The sequence below is a fragment of the Salmonella sp. SAL00672 genome (assembly GCF_046552175.1).
Taxonomy (GTDB): domain Bacteria; phylum Pseudomonadota; class Gammaproteobacteria; order Enterobacterales; family Enterobacteriaceae; genus Salmonella; species Salmonella enterica.
The window spans coordinates 1,014,050-1,033,189 of record NZ_JBGDUQ010000001.1 but is presented as its reverse complement, the minus strand read 5'-3'; the positions used below and the strand labels follow the sequence as shown (position 1 = coordinate 1,033,189).

Below are 19,140 nucleotides of genomic sequence, written 5' to 3'. Positions count from 1 at the left end.
TATCCGTAAATGAATAATTGTTACCGCTGGAGTAAACTACAAAGTTACAATCGTACTTTTCAGAACTACAAAAGGAGTCGGGATGAACGAACAATCCCAGGCCAAATCACCAGATACCCTGCGAGCGATGGTCGCCGGGACGCTGGCGAATTTTCAGCACCCAACCCTGAAGCATAACCTCACCACGCTTAAGGCGTTGCACCACGTCGCCTGGATGGATGATACGCTGCACGTTGAGCTGGTCATGCCGTTCGTCTGGAACAGCGCGTTTGAGGTATTAAAAGAGCAATGCAGCGCCGATCTGTTACGTATTACGGGCGCAAAAGCGATCGACTGGAAACTGTCGTACAACATTGCGACGCTGAAACGCGTCAAAAATCAGCCTGGCATTAATGGCGTGAAAAACATCATTGCCGTGAGCTCCGGTAAAGGCGGGGTGGGGAAATCGTCCACGGCGGTAAACCTGGCGCTGGCGTTAGCGGCTGAAGGCGCAAAGGTCGGGGTTCTCGATGCCGATATTTACGGTCCGTCGATCCCAACCATGCTTGGCGCAGAAGATCAGCGCCCGACATCGCCAGACGGTACGCATATGGCGCCGATTATGTCTCACGGCCTGGCGACCAACTCGATCGGCTATCTGGTGACTGACGATAACGCGATGGTATGGCGCGGCCCAATGGCCAGTAAGGCGCTGATGCAGATGTTGCAGGAGACGCTGTGGCCGGATCTGGATTATCTGGTACTGGATATGCCGCCGGGAACCGGGGATATTCAGCTAACGCTGGCGCAGAACATTCCTGTTACCGGCGCGGTGGTGGTGACTACGCCGCAGGATATCGCGCTAATCGACGCCAAAAAAGGTATCGTGATGTTCGAGAAGGTGGAAGTGCCGGTGCTCGGCATTGTGGAAAATATGAGTATGCATATTTGTAGCAACTGCGGCCATCACGAACCGATCTTCGGCACGGGCGGCGCGCAGAAGCTGGCGGAAAAATACCATACTCAGCTTCTGGGTCAGATGCCGCTGCATATTAGTCTGCGTGAAGATCTCGATCGCGGTACGCCGACGGTGGTTAGCCGTCCGGAGAGCGAGTTTACCGCGATCTATCGCGAACTGGCCGATCGCGTTGCGGCACAGCTTTACTGGCAGGGTGAAGTGATTCCGGGAGAAATCGCCTTCCGCGCGGTGTAATCCTCCTGACGTATTCCAAAGAGAATATGACATTCACTGCATTAATATATATTGATGCAGTGAATGTATTAATAAAATAATAGCCCCCGCATTGTTAATTCCTGCTTAAACAGACAGGTGTTTATCTGAAATAATCGGCAAAAACATTATTTGAATTGATCATACCTATCCTACTGATTTATTTTTTCAATTGGTTTTAAGGTATCGATACGTTCATACTGCTCATCAGGACGGCCTGCATACTGTTTGACGTTCACCAGAGGAACAATTACTCACTATGAAAAAATATTTGCTGATGGGAATTATAGTTTCGGCTTATGGGATAAGCGTACCTGTTTTTGCCTCCGACACCGCAACATTAACCATCAGTGGAAAAGTGACCGCGCCAACGTGCAGTACAGAAGTGGTAAACGCACAGTTGCAGCAGCGTTGCGGCAACACTATCCACGTTTCAACTCTGCAAACACCCGCCGCTACGCCGATGAGAGGTGTGACAACGCAGCTATACACGGTGCCTGGTGATAGCACCCGACAGATTGTTGTTAATCATTACGACTAATTCTTATTAATTCCGCAGGCCCATATCATTGATATCAATGATATGGGCTTTTTTATTTGTTGTGTTTATGTTTAAGGGCAGTAAATTTCGGAAATTAATAAGTTTACAAAATAATGATAAGCAATGATTATTTGTTGCAATTATATTGCAATCTGTAAATTGTTTTAAATCAACAAAACATCGTGTTTACATTGCGATAACTTCCTGTCTATGAGAATTTTCGTTGCAAGGGTTAATAACTCTTAACAAATAGAAATTACTTCATTAAGGAAGAGATTATGAAACGTTCACTTATTGCTGCTTCTGTATTGTCTACTGTATTTATGAGCGCTGGGGCTTTTGCTGTTGATGAGTATGATTCAGGCGTTCTGAATATTAACGGAAAGGTGGTTGGTACTACCTGTCAATTTTTGGGTACGAACACCGCTGAAATTAGACTGAATGAAATTGGTGCGGATAAAATAATTAATTTAACCCCGGGTCAGATTTATGACGCAGTAACTAATCAAACTCAGATGCCGTTGAAAATAAAATGTCAACAGGGTGTAGCGCCGCGTATTACCTTCTCTTCAACGCAATTTGACAGCCACGATATCACATTTAATAACGGGTCTGCCAAAGGTGTCGGTTTTGCGGTTTACTACGGAAGTACGGATAATCAGATTGATCCAGAGACGGGGGTGACACTAGATCCAAATAGCAGCGGTGAATACGACCTGACTTTTTTAGCACGCTATGCGCGTTTAGACGGTGATGTTGCTTCTGGTGATGTTAGCTCAACACTGACTTTAACGGTTGTTACTGACTAATTTATTCAACCGGCGGCGTTCGTCGCCGGTTTTTTATAAGCAAGGCCGTGTAAATATGAAAATATTATCTGCAGTATTATTATCTGCCATAATTTTGCCTGCGCATGCTGGTATTGTTATTTATGGTACGCGTGTGATTTACCCGGCAGAGAAGAAAGAAGTCGTTGTACAATTGGTGAATCAGGGCGAGCAAGCTTCGCTGGTACAGTCCTGGATTGATGACGGTAACACTTCATTACCGCCAGAAAAAATTCAGGTGCCATTTATGCTGACGCCGCCAGTGGCGCGCGTTGCCGCTGAGTCTGGTCAGCAGATCAAAATCAAGAAAATGCCTAATAGCTTACCGGACAACAAAGAAAGTCTGTTTTATCTGAATGTGCTTGATATTCCACCAAACAGCCAGGAAAACGCCGGTAAAAATGTGCTTAAATTCGCAATGCAGAATCGAATAAAATTAATATGGCGCCCCAGTCGAATTGCCGCCGTAACCAAAGACAGTTTTCAGAGGATTGGTTTATTTCGCAGTAATAAAACTGTCATCATGAAAAATGATACTGCAAACTGGATTACCGTGACGGATGTAAAAGCAGGAAATACTAAGATTAATGATCAAACTATCATGCTGCCACCGCTATCGACGCAAAATATTAACATGAAATATGCGTCAACAAGCCAGTATGAAGTAACGATTATTGATGATAATGGTAACTATATTAGTAGCAAAATTAATGTAAAATAAACAGGAGTTCATCATGCTAAGGATGACGCCCATCGCTTCGCTTGTTTTATTGACTCTGTTTACCTGGCAAACGCAGGCTATCGCGACGGAAACGTTTGATACCCATTTTATGGTGGGGGGAATGAGAGATCAAAAAATAACAAATTTCCATCTGGATGAGAATAAGCCAATTCCGGGACAGTACGAATTGGATATTTATGTCAACAATCAATGGCGAGGTAAATACGATATCATTGTTGCCGATGATCCCGGTAGCACGTGTATTTCAACTGAGTTGTTGAAAAATATTGGTGTGATAAGCGATGGTCTGCAACCGCAGGGAGCAACGGATTGTATTGCGTTAAAAGATGTCGTGAGAAGCGGTGGCTATACTTTTAATATTGGCGTTTTTCGGCTGGATTTGAGCGTTCCCCAGGCCTATGTAAATGAGGTCGAGGCGGGTTATGTATTGCCTGAAAACTGGGATCGCGGCATCAATGCATTTTATACTTCTTACTATGCCAGCCAGTATTACAGTGACTATAAGAATTCTGGCAGTAGTGAAAGTACTTACGTTCGGTTCAATAGCGGTTTCAATCTGTTGGGCTGGCAAGCGCATGCGGATACCACATTTAATAAAACCGATGGCAGCAGCGGTGAGTGGAAAAGCAACACATTGTATCTGGAGCGCGGTATCGCTGAGCTCCTCGGCACATTACGCGCCGGGGATCAGTATACCTCGTCAGAGATTTTTGATTCTGTGAGATTTACCGGCGTTCGCCTGTTCCGCGATATGCAAATGTTGCCAAACTCGAAACAGAATTTTACGCCGTTGGTGCAGGGGATTGCACAGACTAACGCTTTGGTAACCATCGAACAGAACGGATTCGTTGTTTATCAGAAAGAGGTTCCTCCTGGCCCCTTTTCCATTGCGGATCTGCAACTCGCGGGCGGTGGCGCGGATCTTGATGTCACCGTGCGTGAGGCGGATGGTTCGATAAATACCTGGCTGGTGCCTTACGCTTCCGTACCGAACATGTTGCAGCCTGGCGTCTCTAAGTATGATTTTTCCGCCGGCCGTAGTCATATTGAAGGCGCCGATAATCAGGCCGATTTTACACAAATCAGTTATCAGTATGGCCTTAATAACCTGTTGACGCTTTATGGCGGTACGATGCTATCGAACCATTATAATGCGTTTACCCTCGGCACGGGGTGGAATACCCGGATTGGCGCCATTTCGCTTGACGCTACGCGAGCGCACAGTAAACAGGATAATGGCGATGTATTTGATGGTCAGAGTTATCAGATTGCTTATAATAAATACCTGACCCAAACATTAACTCGGTTTGGTCTGGCTGCGTATCGGTATTCATCACAGGATTACCGCACATTTAACGATCATGTCTGGGCCAATAATAAAAATAACTATCGTCGCGATAAGAATGATGTATACGATATTGCTGATTATTATCAAAACGATTTTGGGCGTAAAAATACGTTTTCAGCTAATGTGAGCCAATCCTTGCCAGAAGGATGGGGCGCAGTATCACTGAGTGCATTATGGCGTGATTACTGGGGACGTAGCGGCACCAGTAAAGATTATCAAATAAGCTATTCCAATACGTTCCAGAAAATTAATTATACGTTATCCGCCAGTCAGACTTACGACGAGGATCATAATGAAGATAAACGTTTTAACCTGTTTATTTCAATTCCCTTTGACTGGGGGGACGGTATTACTACCCCGCGGCGTCATCTGAATGTGTCGAACTCGACGACCTTTGATGATGATGGATTTACCTCAAACAATATTGGTTTAACCGGTACGGCAGGCAGTCGCGATCAATTTAATTACGGCGTGAATGTTAGTCATCAGCGACACGATAGTGAGACCACTGCGGGGACGAATTTAACCTGGAATACGCCCGTTGCAACGCTTAATGGTAGTTACAGCCAGTCGTCCAATTATACTCAGACCGGCGGAAGTATTTCCGGTGGGGTTGTAGCCTGGAGTGGCGGGTTGAATTTATCCAGCCGGCTTTCAGATACCTTTGCGATTATGCAGGCTCCGGGACTTGAAGGAGCCTACGTTAACGGCCAAAAATATCGGACCACCAATAAAAAAGGAACGGTGGTTTATGACAACCTTACGCCATATCGCGAAAACCATCTTATGCTTGATGTGTCGCAAAGTAGCAGTGAAACGGAATTACGCGGTAACCGTAAAGTTGCCGCCCCGTACCGAGGGGCCGTCGTGCTAGTGAATTTTGATACCGACCAGCGTAAACCATGGTTTATTAAAGCGCAGCGTCCTGATGGTTCGCCTCTTATTTTTGGTTATGATGTAGTAGATCATCATGGTCATAATGTGGGCATTGTTGGACAAGGTAGTCAGCTATTTATTCGAACGAATGATATTCCGCCCGAAGTCAGTGTACCAGTAGATAAAGAGCAGGGGCTTTCATGTTCAATCACCTTTGGTAAAACGGTTGATGAAAGTAAAGTTTATATTTGTCGGTAGTGGTGAGGTGGTGAAATGAAACTCTTTCTTTTTATCGTGATGTTATTGATTTTACCTGAAACATACGCAGCCTGTACGGGAGAAATTACTTATCAGGATAATTTAATTATTCGTGAGGATTTTACGATTAACCCTAATCAGTCCGCAACTTATAGCCATAATTTTAACGATACAACTTGTTCAGGGACTTATAAGATAACGCGTATGGATCCTTCCGATATCATCGTGGGATTATACAATGATACAGTAAAACTGAAGTTAAAAATCGCCTGGGCAGATAATAATACTCTCACAATGCCGTTTACAACGGGCTATATGGTAACGGTTGAACCCGCTTCCTCTGGGGCGAATGTAAATATTTCTGCCGGTAGTGGGAACAGTGTCCTAATCAACGGGGTGGTATCAATAACAAGCGCTTCTTCTGCAACTCAGTTTACGGCCAGTTTGCGGTTTTTAGGGTGCCTGCTAGCAGGAAGAGGCTGGAATGCCTGTGCCGCAGATTATAATAGTTATCTTAGAGGTGCAGGGTTATATTCATTTGATCTGTTTGTGTCCTACGATCGCAAGCAGACAACCTGCAAACCTGAAGATCTGACGATCACGCTACCGAATATTGCGCTTTCTGAATTATATAACACAGGCAAGGTCAGCAACAAAAATGCCGCGGATAATATTCGACTCCAGTGTGATAATCTTTTTGGTAATGCTAAACAAACATCGCGTAAAATGACGGTTTATCTCTCCAGCAGTGATTTAATACCAGATAGCTATTCTGTGTTGCGTGGTGCTGTGAATAATGGCGTCGGATTTATACTGGAGAGCGGTGGAAAAACGGTGAATATTTCAAATACAGCAGAGCAAGGTAATGCTTCAACGTTATGGAAAGTGGATCAAGTAGGCACGCCGCTCAACAGTGATATGATAACAATCCCTATTATCGCCAGTTATTATGTTTATGACCGAGACAATATAAAGCCAGGCGATCTAAAAGCGACTGCGCTGATCTATGTGAAATACGATTAATGTATATGAAAAACATTTAAAATATATGGCGCGATAGGTGAATGAACTTCCGGTCACTTACAATAATAAGTGACCGGGATGACAATTTTTCTGCAATAAATTTTAATGTGGTATGCGGTAGTTTCAAAAGGGCGAGATCCAGAGCGAATCGGGTAGTGAAGGCAGTCAACAAAAAGGCAGTTTGAAGGGGATAGAGTGATTAAGGGCTAATAAAAAAGTAACATGGGGCTGTATTTCCCCCTCTGGATGAGGGGGCTTTTTTTATCGATGATAAAAAATCTCGCCATCATAGGCTTTGATAATTTTTCCATCGGTATCGTTAATCAGTACATACGCGCCGCCCATATAGGTCCAGTGAGTACCGGCATCTGGCGCGGGCAGATTACGTAATTTCCACTGTTTAATATTATACTCATCGGTGCGGTACATTTGCGGAACGGTATCGCCGGGCTTGAAGTGGGTGAAGTCGGCGATAAAGCTTTTTAACTCATATTGATCAATGCCCGTTGTCGCGGGGGCGGCCCATGCAAAACTGGTTGCAAGCAACAGCGCGCAAGGCAGCAACTTACTTTTCATACTTTTACCCTCCACATATGCGGGTCAGTTAACATCGTGTGTATCATTTCTGCTGGTGGCGTATCTGACAAGCGCTATTTTGTTATCTCACGCCCCTTTTCGTAAAAAGTGTAAACGAAAGCGTCGTGCAGCAACATATCCGCCAGCAAGTTTGCCAGAACCGAATAGGTTTTGAGAACTATCTGATAACGCTGAAATTATCGTCCGCGGCTGGCTGTAAATTTACATTGTCTGGCGCAGACAGTATGCTTAATAGCGAAACCCCGCTTAACACGGTGGGGCTTGACGACTCGGGGTGCCCTTCTTTGTGAAGGCTGAGAAATACCCGTACCACCTGATCTGGATAATGCCAGCGTAGGGAAGTCTGACACTGCTCGTGTCCCTTCTTCACGCGGGCAGGAGCTGAACCATGCAGCCTGACCTGCACTGCCGCACGCTTGCGGCGCATACGTTAAAACACTTTCGCGCGCTCTCCCCGCTTACGCACTGTATGACGAATGACGTCGTACAAACGTTTACCGCCAATACGTTGCTGGCGCTGGGCGCTTCACCCGCCATGGTGATTGATCCTGTCGAGGCCAGACCGTTTGCCGCCATCGCCAACGCCTTGCTGATTAATGTCGGAACATTAACTGCCTCACGCGCTGACGCGATGCGTGCGGCGGTAGAAAGCGCTTATGATGCCAAAACGCCGTGGACGCTTGATCCTGTCGCGGTGGGCGCGCTGGAATTTCGTCGGCGATTTTGCCTGGATCTCTTGTCCCTGCGCCCGGCGGCAATACGCGGCAACGCCTCGGAAATCCTGGCGTTATCCGGCATGGCGCTGGGCGGACGCGGCGTAGATACCACCGAGGCGGCGTTGGCCGCACTGCCTGCGGCGCAGGCGCTGGCGCGTCAGATAGACTGCATCGTTGTGGTTACCGGAGAGATAGATTACGTCACTAATGGTCAGCGCACGCTGAGCATTCCCGGCGGCGATCCGTTAATGACTCGCATTGTAGGCACCGGCTGCGCGTTGTCGGCGGTTGTCGCCGCCAGTTGCGCGTTACCGGGCGCCGCGCTGGACAATGTCGCGTCGGCCTGCTGCTGGATGAAACTGGCTGGACAGGTCGCGGCAGAGCGTAGCGAAGGACCGGGCAGCTTCATCCCGGCTTTTCTTGATGCGCTCTATCATCTGGATATGGAGGCGGTCAATGCAACGAATTAACGCGCTGACGATTGCCGGCACCGATCCCAGCGGCGGGGCCGGTATCCAGGCGGATCTCAAGACCTTTTCCGCGCTGGGCGCATATGGCTGTTCGGTCATCACCGCGCTGGTGGCGCAAAATACCTGTGGCGTACAGTCGGTGTACCGGATAGAGCCGGACTTTGTCGCCGCTCAACTTGATTCCGTGTTCAGCGATGTGCGCATTGATACCACAAAAATCGGCATGCTGGCGGAAACCGATATTGTCGAGGCCGTGGCGGAGCGACTACAGCGTCATCATGTACGTAATGTGGTGCTGGATACGGTGATGCTGGCGAAAAGCGGCGATCCGCTGCTCTCGCCCTCTGCGATAGAAACATTACGCGTCCGGCTGTTGCCGCAGGTATCGCTGATTACGCCTAATTTGCCGGAAGCCGCAGCGTTGCTGGATGCGCCCCATGCGCGTACGGAACAGGAGATGCTGGCGCAGGGGCGGGCGTTACTGGCGATGGGGTGTGAAGCGGTATTGATGAAAGGCGGGCATTTAGAGGATGCGCAAAGCCCGGACTGGCTCTTTACCCGTGAGGGCGAGCAACGTTTTAGCGCGCCGCGTGTGAACACCAAAAATACGCATGGAACGGGCTGTACGCTGTCGGCGGCGCTGGCGGCGTTACGGCCCCGGCATCGCTGTTGGGGAGAGACGGTAAACGAGGCGAAGACATGGCTTTCGGCGGCGCTGGCGCAGGCGGACACGCTGGAAGTGGGGAAGGGCATTGGTCCGGTACATCATTTCCACGCGTGGTGGTAGTATACTGCCTACAGACCCGTCGTCAGGAAAGATAAATGGAACAAGCGCATACCCGGCTCATCGCGCAACTGAATGAACGAATTTCAGCGGCGGATAATACGCCGCTATACATGAAATTCGCCCAGACGGTAAAGGATGCCGTGCGCAGCGGTATTCTTGAGCACGGTAATATTTTGCCTGGCGAACGCGATCTCAGCCAGCTTACCGGCGTCTCGCGCATCACGGTACGAAAAGCGATGCAGGCGCTGGAAGAAGAGGGTGTCGTCACGCGCGCCCGCGGCTACGGTACGCAAATCAATAATATCTTTGAATATTCCCTGAAAGAGGCGCGGGGATTTTCTCAGCAGGTTGTCTTGCGCGGCAAAAAACCGGATACGCTATGGGTTAACAAACGCGTGGTAAGTTGTCCGGATGAGGTCGCGCAGCACCTGGCGATCCCCGCAGGCAGCGACGTCTTTTTACTCAAACGCATTCGTTATGTTGATGAGGACGCGGTATCGATTGAAGAGTCCTGGGTGCCCGCGCATCTGATTCATGATGTCGACGCGATTGGCATTTCGTTGTATGACTATTTTCGTCGCCAGCACATTTACCCTCAGCGTACCCGATCCCGCGTCAGCGCCCGGATGCCGGATGATGAGTTTCAGTCGCATATTCAAATGGATGGTAAAGTGCCGGTGCTGGTGATTAAGCAGGTGGCGCTCGATCAGCAGCAGCGGCCTATTGAATACAGCATCAGTTATTGTCGTAGCGACCTATACGTTTTTGTGTGCGAGGAGTAGCGCCTCGCGCGTGGGCGCGCAGTCGCCGCCGCGATGCCCGACCACCCAGCTTGCCACCGCATTTCCCAGCAGTACGGCATCCGCGAGCGGCCAGCCTGACGCCAGTCCTGCCAGCACGCCGCCAGCATGGCTGTCGCCCGCGCCGATGGTATCCACCACGGTTGCCGGAAACGCTGGCACAACGCCGGAAGATTGCGCGCTAAAATACCACGCTCCGTCTTTATCATGGCGCACCACCAGCGGCGCGGAAAAGCGTTTTACCCATGCTTCGCCGAAAGTGCGGGTATCGGTCGCAAGCCCGGCGCGTTCCGCAGCGATGATGGCTTCCTGGCGGTTGAGGGAGACGATGGGCCGGCAGGCCATAATGCGCGCCATTGCATCGTCTGTAATATCACCGATTCGCGGGCCAAAATCGATAAAAGGCGTTACATCGTCGACGGTTTCCAGCCACTGGATCAGTGGCTCGCCACAGGACGAGGCCAGTTGATAGCCGGACAGGTAGACAAGACTGCCCCGCGGTGTCCTGAGCTGCGACAGCCAGTCCGCATTCCACTGGTTTTCCACGCCGCTAAAAGACATAAACGTGCGTTCGCCATCCGGTTCGACTAACGCCAGACACCAGCCGTTATCTCCTTCAACCGCGTCAATCACGCTGGATAATCCCTCTTTTGCCAGACGGCGGCGAATCCTCTCCGCCCACACGCCCTGGCCCAGCGGCAGCGCATTGCTGGCGTCAATCCCCAGTCGTTTCAACGCCACGGCAATATTCAGCGCACAGCCGCCGACATTGACGCTCTGTTGTTGCAGTTCAATATCGCCTCCGCGACGCGGCAACGTCCAGGCGTCGGCAATGATATCGATCACTGCCGCGCCGATAACGGTGAGCGGACGCCGGGTATGCAGGGTCGGTAATAATGTCAGCAACCGTGCGCCGTTCATAGTGCCTCCCGCCGTTGACGATAGCTCGCCAGCGCAACGGCATAGCGCGCAAAATCCAGCTGATTAACCTCGTCCAACGTTTGCTTTAACTGGGGGTTAATGGCGCTTACCCCGTGCAACGCGCCGCAAATGGCGGTAGCCATCGCGCCGATAGTGTCGGTATCGCCGCCGAGGTTAGCGCACAGCACGGCACAGCGGTTAGGATCGGTATTCGCCAGTTCCACCATGGCGATAGCGCAGGGAACCGATTCAATGGTGCTGGTTCCCGCGCCGATGATCTGATAGAGCTGTTCGCTGGCAGATTCGACGCCGTCGGCGTGGCGGACAATGTTTAGCGCCAGTTCCAGACGTGCCGATAGCGAGGCGCTAAACGTGGTAATACGCGCTGTCTGCGCCTGATGGGCGACGGCGGGGAGCGAGTCGGCAATACTTTGCCACGTGTCGCCGTTAACCGCTCGCGAGACGGCCCAGGCGACAACCACGGCGCCAGCCACCGCCAGATCGGATTTATGCGTCGGGCTGGAGGCTAACGCTACTTCTGCTATAAAGGCTGTCAGGTTAGTTGGCGGCAACAGGCAGCCCAACGGCGAAACGCGCATGGCCGCGCCGTTAGTCACGCCGTTATTTTCCAGCGCCGCGATGGGTTTGCCGTCGCGAATCGCATTCAGCGCAATTTTTGACGTCGGGCCGAGTACATTTTTATTGAACGCATCAAAGCGTTCTGCCCAGGCGAGGATGTTACGTCCAATAATCTCGGGATCAATGCTGCCTTCGCATTCGAGTAGCGCGTCGGCCAGGCAGAGTGCCATTGCGGTATCATCCGTAAACTCCGCGCGGTTAAAATAGCAGGCGGCATTATTTTCTTTTGGGCCGGGCAGAAAGCGGTCAATCCAGCCGAAATGCGCTTTGACGCGCGTTCTCGGCCACAGCTCAGAGGGCATTCCCATCGCATCCCCTAACGCTTGCCCGTAAAGAGCACCGAGAATACGTTCTGCTTTCATTTTACTTCCCCTTGTGTCAACGCAATATCGCGATCGTCAATAGCAGTGATCTCTTTGTCCGATTCGCGAAAGAAAATCATAAACAGTAGCGCGATGACGGCAATCATCACTGCGCCAAACGTCCACATGCCCGCCCAGTTGAATGTCAGACCGTTAACCGGTTGCGGATAAGCAAACATTTTTTCCATCATCACGCCGCCGAGACGATAGCCCAGCAGGCTGCCGAATCCCTGACAGCAGAGGGTGATAAGCCCTTGCGCAGCGGTACGCATATGAACCGGCGCTTTTTTATCGACATAAATGTAGGCGGTGACGTAGTAGAAATCGTAACTTACGCCGTGCAGCAAAATACCGAGGAACAGCAGGGCGTAAGTGAAGTACGTCTCCGCGCCGCCATAGACAAAAAAGCCGTAGCGGATCGCGGCGGTAATAAGACCAAGTAATAATACCTTTTTAATACCAAAGCGCTTAGTGAAAAAGGGTAGCGCCAGCATAAAGAAGATTTCAGAGAACTGGCCGAGCGTCATCCAGCCGGTGGCGTTTTTCATTCCCACTTCTGTCAGATAGCCGTTAGCGAAGATGTAGTAGAAGGCCAGCGGCATGGCAAACAGGAAGGAACAGAAGAAGAAAACGAGAAAGTTTTTATCGCGCAGCAGAACCAGCGCATCCAGCCCCAGCATCACTTTAATATCCATCTTGCCGGTGCTTTTTGGCGGCGTGTCTGGCAGACAGAACGCAAATACGCCCAGCAACGCTGAACTTGCGGCGGTTATGAGCAGTGGAATGTTGGTGGGGGAAATATCGTTATAGCCTAACATTTGCGGCAAGAATCCACAGGCGAGGCCGGAGGCAATCCACCCAATGGTTCCCATAACGCGAATGCGTGGAAAATCGCGTTCAACGTCCGGTACGTTAGCGAAGGCAATGCTGTTTGTCAGCGCGATGGTCGGCATATAGGTCAATGAATAGGCCAGAAGCAGCGGAAAGAATCCGGCGAAGGTGGTTTGCTGCGCCGCGAAATACATCAGCACGGCGCCTGCAAACATCAGTACCGCCAGGACTTTTTGCGCTGAGAAAAAACGGTCGGTAACGGAGCCGACCAGAATCGGCGACAGGATCGCCGCAATGGCGGTACAGGCATAAGACCAGCCTATTTCACCGGCGGAAAACCCGCTTTTATTTAGCCATAGCCACAGGGGGACGAACCAGGCGCCCCAGATAAACCACTCCACGAACATCATGAACGACAGTTTAAAGGTCGTTTTCATTTTTGAATCCTTCATGACAGGTAAGGTACGCCATGACAATACCATTTAATAATACCTTTTAAATACCATTGAGCATTAATTTTGACCGATCTAACACTTTTTCGGACGTGAATCGAGTCAGCAGATAGCGCCGAAAAAATGCGCTAAAGTTGGCAAAAATGGTCGGTCAGTACCAGGCTTATTGCGACCCGCAATCTGCGGGGCAGGACTATTCACCTTCCGATACCCTATCGGAACTTACGGGAGCATAGCTATGACTGATATTGCGCAGTTGCTTGGCAAAGACGCCGACAGCCTTTTACAGCATCGTTGTATGACCATTCCTTCCGATCAGCTTTATCTACCCGGCAAGGATTACGTTGACCGGGTGATGATTGACAATAATCGTCCACCAGCCGTTCTGCGTAATATGCAGACGCTCTATAATACTGGACGCCTGGCGGGAACAGGATACCTTTCGATACTGCCCGTCGATCAGGGAGTGGAGCACTCCGCCGGCGCTTCTTTTGCGGCCAACCCGCGCTACTTTGACCCAAAAAATATTGTTGAATTGGCGATTGAGGCCGGCTGTAACTGCGTGGCCTCTACCTACGGCGTACTGGCCTCGGTTTCACGGCGCTATGCGCACCGTATTCCGTTTTTGGTCAAACTGAATCACAACGAAACATTGAGCTATCCGACAGAGTACGATCAGACCCTGTACGCCAGCGTTGAGCAGGCGTTCAATATGGGCGCCGTGGCGGTAGGCGCGACGATCTATTTCGGTTCGGAACAGTCCCGTCGCCAGATTGAAGAGATCTCCGCCGCTTTTGAGCGTGCGCATGAGCTGGGTATGGTGACCGTATTGTGGGCTTACCTGCGTAATTCTTCCTTTAAAAAAGACGGCGTCGATTACCATGTATCCGCTGACCTGACGGGGCAAGCCAACCATCTGGCCGCTACGATTGGTGCGGATATTGTGAAACAGAAAATGGCCGAGAATAATGGCGGTTATAAAGCGGTCAACTTCGGCTATACCGACGATCGCGTGTACAGCAAACTGACCAGCGATAACCCGATTGATTTGGTTCGTTACCAGTTGGCGAACTGCTATATGGGACGCGCCGGGCTTATCAACTCCGGCGGCGCGGACGGCGGTGACACTGATCTCGGCGACGCGGTTCGTACCGCGGTGATCAACAAACGAGCCGGTGGAATGGGGCTAATTCTGGGACGTAAAGCCTTTAAGAAATCGATGGCTGATGGCGTGAAGTTGATTAATGCCGTACAGGATGTCTATCTGGATAGCAAAGTCACCATCGCCTGAGTTCAACGAAGAAAAGCCGGATGTGAGCGCATCCGGCCAGCGACTGGTGTTATTAACGTAGCAACGGGCAGTCTGGCGGCAGCCGACAGCGTAATGCGCCAGGCAGCACCTCAATATGAAATTCTTGCCCGCTGAGTGGTTCGCCATCCAGATTGAACGTGATTTCATGCGGTGCATGAATATCAAACCACGCTGAGGCGCCGTCAATAATATTCGGATTGTCATCTGACTGCGTGAGTGTGGAAAACAGCGCCGGCAGCAGTTCTTCGCCGGTAAAAATCCGTAGCTGTAACAGCCCGTCGTTAATCAGCGCGGTGGGACATAATTGCTGCCCGCCGCCGGCCTGACGACCGTTGCCGATGCCGATCACCAGCGCATCTCCCTGCCAGTGAAAGTTTTCGCCACGTATTTCGCAGCGGTCAGGGGTCAGCGTATCCATTCTCATCAGACCGTGAATAAGATAGGAGACGCCGCCCAACGCGGCTTTAAGTTTTTCCGGCGTTTCGGTGGTAATGCGGGTGCCAAAACCGCCCGTCGCCATATTGATAAAACAGGTTTTATCATTGACCCTGGCCATATCAATTTCCATCGCGTTTCCGGCAATCGCCAGTTTCAGCGCTTTGTCCAGCGCTTCAGGAATACCGGCGCTGGTGGCAAAATCGTTGGCAGTGCCGAGCGGCAAAAGGCCCAGTGCAGGGGCTACGCCGTCGCGGATCTGGATGAGCGCGGTCGACACTTCATTAATGGTACCGTCTCCGCCGCCGGCAATCACCGTTTCAACGCCCAGTCTACGGGCTTCATCAACGTAACGCTGCGCGTCGCCTTTTTCCCAGGTTACCCGAACGTGAATCTGTATGCCTTCGTCGCGAAGTAGAGTAATGGCCTCACGTAGCGGCTGGTTATCAGCGCTTTTGCCATTGAGGATCAGTAAGCTGGCGGGAAAGTTAGCCATCCGTTATGCCTTAATAGGTTGAACAACAATCTCCAGAAAGTGTATAGCAGAAATGAAAAAGCGAGGTCAGAACAGGATGAAAATTGAAATGTTGCGCACTTATTGCTTTACCGTTTTTCTTCCTGCTGTACGCAGCGGTAAGCGAAGCATGGTTTAAGGCAAATGGCGACAAGAGAGATGCCGGTATGCGCATTGAGTAGCGCTTGTGAGAGTGCAAGGAAATCACAAGGGGTAGTCAGACGCTTTCCGATATAGCGCCTTTGATAACGAAACGGAGAATTAACAAGACGAACATACGTCAGTTATCAGTATTAATTTCAAACACCATAATATCAGATAAAAACCTGATATTTATTACCAAACATACTTTTTAATAGCATAAAATCGAAATGTTCTTTAGACTGCTTTGGCAGGAACAAGACGCACTATTAGCAGTACACTATTCTTGTTATCAAATAAAACCTATTTAGATGATGACTTAGCGCGGTGTCTTATAGTCGTACCGTTGCCTGAGGTATCACTTTTCTCATAAACATAAACATAAACAGGGATGTGCATGAAGAGGTTTATATGAATGTCACTTCAGGCGTGAATGCGCAAACGCCATTGCTCCCTCCTTCTGAACGGGGTAATGACGAAAAACCAGTAGCTGAAATCGTTGAGTTTAACGCTTACGGCAATAAACCCAGATGTTTAATGTGTCTGGGAACCTCTGCATTGTTTACAAGTGTTTTCAGTGGGGTATGCTCAGGGGCTGTCGCCAGTGTCAGTAGTGGTGCTACATATACTACCGCCCTGACGGTTTTAGGCGCATCGTTTGGCATAGGGGGGATTGGTATGATGGGAATATGCGCCGGACTATACCTTAGCGCAAATGGTGTCAGAACCCGGCCAGCCTGGCCATAAATGAGCAAACACAGCAAGTCATAGGGAAAAGACGAATTCTGACGATGACACGGGGTGTTGCGCGTCCAGAGCAGAGGCTTATGACTTATATAGAAACGCTTTAGATAGAGTATGGGGTGTTATGTATTCAAGAGCCGATCGCTTATTAAGACAGTTTTCACTGAAATTAAATGCCGATTCAATTGCCTTTGACGAAAACAGATTATGCTCATTTATTATAGATAACCGTCACCGTATCTTACTAACAAGCACTAACAGTGAGTATATAATGATATACGGTTTTTGCGGAAAACCTCCGGATAATAATAATCTTGCTTTTGAATTTCTCAATGCTAATTTATGGTTTGCAGAGAATAATGGACCACATTTGTGTTATGATAATAACTCACAATCATTATTATTGGCTCTCAACTTCTCACTAAATGAAAGTTCTGTAGAGAAACTTGAAAGTGAAATTGAGGTAGTTATTAGATCAATGGAGAATCTGTATCACATTTTACAGGATAAAGGAATAACTCTGGATACCGATTATACGTGACGGTGGGAAGGGGATTTGGTGATCTGGTGGCAATAGAGGATAATCAATCCCAGCAAAACTTACATGGCCTGATGAAGGTGGACTGAGCGTAGGTGCGATGGTTTGAGTATTACTTTGACATGAAATCAAACCTCTAATCCGGGAAAACATTATTTTAATCCTTGTAAAAGCGGCATTAAAACGTGCCATATTTTTACACGCTTAAATTATCAGTTTTTAACCTTAATTTAATAACCTGGAAACTTTTTGTGTAAGTTCTCACAAAGCAGTTATTGATTTAATTCACTGATGTTAAACGTAAAAGTCAGAATGCTAAGTCCTGAGTCCGACCGGATGCGGGGAGGATTGTGACTTGCTGGCTGGCAATGGATAGGGGAGGTCTCTAAACCTAAGCGCCCATTTGCGCTTTGGTTAGTGTGGTCAATTTTTGGATGTGGCGGGAAGTACCACTTTTTTATTGATTATACGCAAAAAATAAGCCTGCGTAAGGGAGATTACGCAGGCCAAGGAGGTGGTTCCTGGTACAGCTAGCATTTATGGGTTATGTTTTTCAGCGCGTTGAATAATACCCGCATTGAGCGAAGCGGTATGTGATCAATTTCTAAGAATCTTCCCGCCATGAAAAAATAACCGCAATTAACTACTTACCATGGGGGTTACGCGTTGATTCGCCTGAGAAATTACGCATCAATAGTGCGTAATCCAGCGTAACGTCCTGCGGGACGGGCATCCAGACGGTATAGCCATCGCCGGGTGCCACCGGCATAGCGTCTCCTTTGGCGTTCTCCATCTGTTCCAGGGTGAAATTGATATTTCCCTGCGGTGTCATCAGCTCCAGACTATCGCCAACGGAGAATTTATTCTTCACCGCCACGGCCGCCAGTTGGCCTTTACGCTCACCGGTGAACTCGCCGACAAATTGCTGGCGTTCGGAAACGGAGTACCCGTACTCGTAATTCTGGTAATCGTCGTGCGTATGGCGACGCAGGAAACCTTCGGTATAGCCGCGATGAGCCAGACCTTCCAGCGTTTCCAGCAGCGTAGGGTCGAAGGGTTTACCCGCGGCGGCGTCGTCGATGGCCTTACGGTAGACCTGCGCGGTACGGGCGCAGTAATAAAAGGATTTGGTGCGGCCTTCGATTTTCAGCGAGTGGACGCCCATTTTCGTCAGGCGCTCCACGTGGGCGATAGCGCGCAAATCTTTTGAGTTCATGATATAGGTGCCATGCTCGTCTTCGAACGCGGTCATGTATTCGCCCGGTCTTTGGGCCTCTTCTATCATAAACACTTTATCCGTCGGCGCGCCGATACCGAGCGTCGGCTCAACGTTCTGTACCGGAATCGGTTCATGCTTATGCACGATGTTGCCGACAACGTCTTCTTTTCCTTCCTGCACGTTATATTCCCAACGGCAGGCATTGGTGCAGGTGCCCTGATTCGGATCGCGTTTATTGATGTAGCCGGAAAGCAGGCAGCGGCCGGAATAGGCCATGCATAGCGCGCCGTGGACGAAAATTTCTATTTCCATATCCGGCACCTGCTGGCGAATTTCCTCAATCTCTTCCAGTGACAGCTCGCGGGAGAGAATCACACGGGTCAGCCCCATCTGCTGCCAGAATTTTACCGTCGCCCAGTTTACGGCATTAGCCTGTACCGACAGGTGAATCGGCATTGCCGGGAAGTGCTCGCGTACCAGCATAATCAACCCTGGATCGGACATGATCAGCGCATCCGGGCCCATCTCGACGACGGGTTTCAGGTCACGGATAAAGGTTTTGAGCTTGGCGTTATGCGGGGCGATGTTCACCACCACGTAGAATTTTTTTCCGAGCGCGTGGGCTTCGTTGATGCCAAGCTGCAAATTTTCGTGATTGAATTCGTTATTACGCACGCGTAAAGAGTAGCGCGGTTGGCCCGCATAGACGGCATCGGCACCGTAAGCGAAAGCGTAACGCATATTTTTCAGCGTTCCCGCCGGCGAAAGGAGTTCTGGTTTAAACATCATTTTCTCGTTCTGATGACAGGTCAGATCCGCCTCACCTGATGAGGCGGC

General features: G+C 49.7%; 18 protein-coding genes, 1 pseudogene and 1 riboswitch. Of the genes and pseudogenes, 12 read left to right on the top strand and 7 right to left on the bottom strand.

The annotated features are described in order from the left end of the window. Positions 1-82: 82 nt before the first annotated feature. The 6 genes from apbC to ACLJTG_RS05320 all read left to right on the top strand — a co-directional run bounded on the left by apbC (position 83) and on the right by ACLJTG_RS05320 (position 6,825). Complete coding sequence (gene apbC / locus ACLJTG_RS05345) at positions 83-1,192, top strand: iron-sulfur cluster carrier protein ApbC (RefSeq protein ID WP_001005424.1); 1,110 nt, start codon at positions 83-85, stop codon at positions 1,190-1,192. Between the two features lie 277 nt (positions 1,193-1,469). After that, positions 1,470-1,751, top strand: a complete 282-nt coding sequence (locus ACLJTG_RS05340) for a YehE family protein (RefSeq protein WP_000760404.1) — start codon at positions 1,470-1,472, stop codon at positions 1,749-1,751. Between the two features lie 278 nt (positions 1,752-2,029). Then, the gene (gene yehD / locus ACLJTG_RS05335) at positions 2,030-2,560 is read left to right on the top strand and encodes a fimbrial protein YehD (RefSeq protein ID WP_079951316.1); all 531 of its coding nucleotides are present in this window, start codon (positions 2,030-2,032) and stop codon (positions 2,558-2,560) included. Positions 2,561-2,615: 55 nt separating this feature from the next. Then, complete coding sequence (stcB, locus tag ACLJTG_RS05330) at positions 2,616-3,299, top strand: fimbrial biogenesis chaperone StcB (protein ID WP_000698775.1); 684 nt, start codon at positions 2,616-2,618, stop codon at positions 3,297-3,299. 13 nt (positions 3,300-3,312) lie between these two features. Next, a complete protein-coding gene (locus ACLJTG_RS05325) occupies positions 3,313-5,802 on the top strand; it encodes a fimbrial biogenesis outer membrane usher protein (RefSeq protein WP_000945362.1) in 2,490 nt (829 codons plus the stop codon). Between the two features lie 15 nt (positions 5,803-5,817). Then, complete coding sequence (locus tag ACLJTG_RS05320) at positions 5,818-6,825, top strand: putative fimbrial-like adhesin protein (protein ID WP_198898272.1); 1,008 nt, start codon at positions 5,818-5,820, stop codon at positions 6,823-6,825. Between the two features lie 261 nt (positions 6,826-7,086). Here ACLJTG_RS05320 and rcnB read toward each other — a convergent pair whose 3' ends face one another. Further along, a complete protein-coding gene (gene rcnB, locus ACLJTG_RS05315; RefSeq protein WP_000837534.1) occupies positions 7,087-7,401 on the bottom strand; it encodes a Ni(II)/Co(II) efflux transporter accessory subunit RcnB in 315 nt (104 codons plus the stop codon). Positions 7,402-7,682: 281 nt separating this feature from the next. Next, a riboswitch (TPP riboswitch) is annotated at positions 7,683-7,779 on the top strand. Between the two features lie 31 nt (positions 7,780-7,810). Between rcnB and thiM the strand changes: the two genes are divergently transcribed. The 3 genes from thiM to ACLJTG_RS05300 are packed head-to-tail and all read left to right on the top strand — an operon-like array spanning position 7,811 to position 10,177. After that, entirely contained in the window at positions 7,811-8,608 is a 798-nt protein-coding gene (gene thiM / locus ACLJTG_RS05310; protein ID WP_079951315.1) for a hydroxyethylthiazole kinase, read from the top strand. Then, positions 8,595-9,395, top strand: coding sequence for a bifunctional hydroxymethylpyrimidine kinase/phosphomethylpyrimidine kinase (gene thiD / locus ACLJTG_RS05305; protein WP_001188956.1), 801 nt, complete (start codon positions 8,595-8,597; stop codon positions 9,393-9,395). The genes thiM and thiD overlap by 14 nt, the downstream gene beginning before the upstream one ends. 35 nt (positions 9,396-9,430) lie before the next feature. Next, positions 9,431-10,177: a GntR family transcriptional regulator gene (locus tag ACLJTG_RS05300; protein WP_000434062.1), complete on the top strand. Its 747-nt coding sequence runs from the start codon at positions 9,431-9,433 to the stop codon at positions 10,175-10,177. On the opposite strand, the gene ACLJTG_RS05295 is transcribed toward ACLJTG_RS05300, so the two are convergent. Genes ACLJTG_RS05295 through ACLJTG_RS05285 form a run of 3 tightly spaced genes read right to left on the bottom strand, consistent with a single transcriptional unit; the run spans position 10,151 to position 13,385 of the window. Continuing rightward, complete coding sequence (locus ACLJTG_RS05295) at positions 10,151-11,116, bottom strand: PfkB family carbohydrate kinase (RefSeq protein ID WP_001012652.1); 966 nt, start codon at positions 11,114-11,116, stop codon at positions 10,151-10,153. The two genes, ACLJTG_RS05300 and ACLJTG_RS05295, sit on opposite strands and share 27 nt — an antisense overlap. Beyond that, the gene (locus ACLJTG_RS05290; protein ID WP_000642799.1) at positions 11,113-12,117 is read right to left on the bottom strand and encodes an ADP-ribosylglycohydrolase family protein; all 1,005 of its coding nucleotides are present in this window, start codon (positions 12,115-12,117) and stop codon (positions 11,113-11,115) included. The genes ACLJTG_RS05295 and ACLJTG_RS05290 overlap by 4 nt, the downstream gene beginning before the upstream one ends. After that, positions 12,114-13,385 carry a nucleoside permease gene (locus ACLJTG_RS05285; RefSeq protein ID WP_000858692.1) on the bottom strand — a complete coding sequence of 424 codons (1,272 nt, stop codon included), beginning with the start codon at positions 13,383-13,385 and terminating at the stop codon, positions 12,114-12,116. The genes ACLJTG_RS05290 and ACLJTG_RS05285 overlap by 4 nt, the downstream gene beginning before the upstream one ends. A 253-nt stretch (positions 13,386-13,638) precedes the next feature. Here ACLJTG_RS05285 and fbaB point away from each other — a divergent pair, with 253 nt between their 5' ends. Then, positions 13,639-14,691 (top strand): class I fructose-bisphosphate aldolase, encoded by a 1,053-nt coding sequence (gene fbaB / locus ACLJTG_RS05280; protein WP_000129590.1) that lies wholly within the window; start codon positions 13,639-13,641, stop codon positions 14,689-14,691. 52 nt (positions 14,692-14,743) lie between these two features. Here fbaB and yegS read toward each other — a convergent pair whose 3' ends face one another. Beyond that, positions 14,744-15,643, bottom strand: a complete 900-nt coding sequence (yegS, locus tag ACLJTG_RS05275; protein ID WP_001273393.1) for a lipid kinase YegS — start codon at positions 15,641-15,643, stop codon at positions 14,744-14,746. A 570-nt stretch (positions 15,644-16,213) separates the two neighbouring features. On the opposite strand from yegS, the gene steD reads away from it, so the two are divergent. Both steD and ACLJTG_RS05265 read left to right on the top strand, forming a co-directional pair. Further along, entirely contained in the window at positions 16,214-16,549 is a 336-nt protein-coding gene (gene steD / locus ACLJTG_RS05270; RefSeq protein ID WP_079951314.1) for a type III secretion system effector SteD, read from the top strand. A 121-nt stretch (positions 16,550-16,670) separates the two neighbouring features. Then, positions 16,671-17,087, top strand: a complete 417-nt coding sequence (locus ACLJTG_RS05265; RefSeq protein ID WP_410958901.1) for a CesT family type III secretion system chaperone — start codon at positions 16,671-16,673, stop codon at positions 17,085-17,087. A 9-nt stretch (positions 17,088-17,096) separates the two neighbouring features. Here the strand turns inward: ACLJTG_RS05265 and ACLJTG_RS05260 are convergent. Together ACLJTG_RS05260 and yegQ are read right to left on the bottom strand one after the other, a co-directional pair. Next, positions 17,097-17,276 (bottom strand): annotated as a pseudogene (locus ACLJTG_RS05260) (non-LEE encoded effector protein NleB); the annotation flags it as partial. 451 nt (positions 17,277-17,727) lie between these two features. Further along, the gene (gene yegQ, locus ACLJTG_RS05255) at positions 17,728-19,089 is read right to left on the bottom strand and encodes a tRNA 5-hydroxyuridine modification protein YegQ (RefSeq protein ID WP_001540403.1); all 1,362 of its coding nucleotides are present in this window, start codon (positions 19,087-19,089) and stop codon (positions 17,728-17,730) included. Positions 19,090-19,140 lie beyond the last annotated feature (51 nt).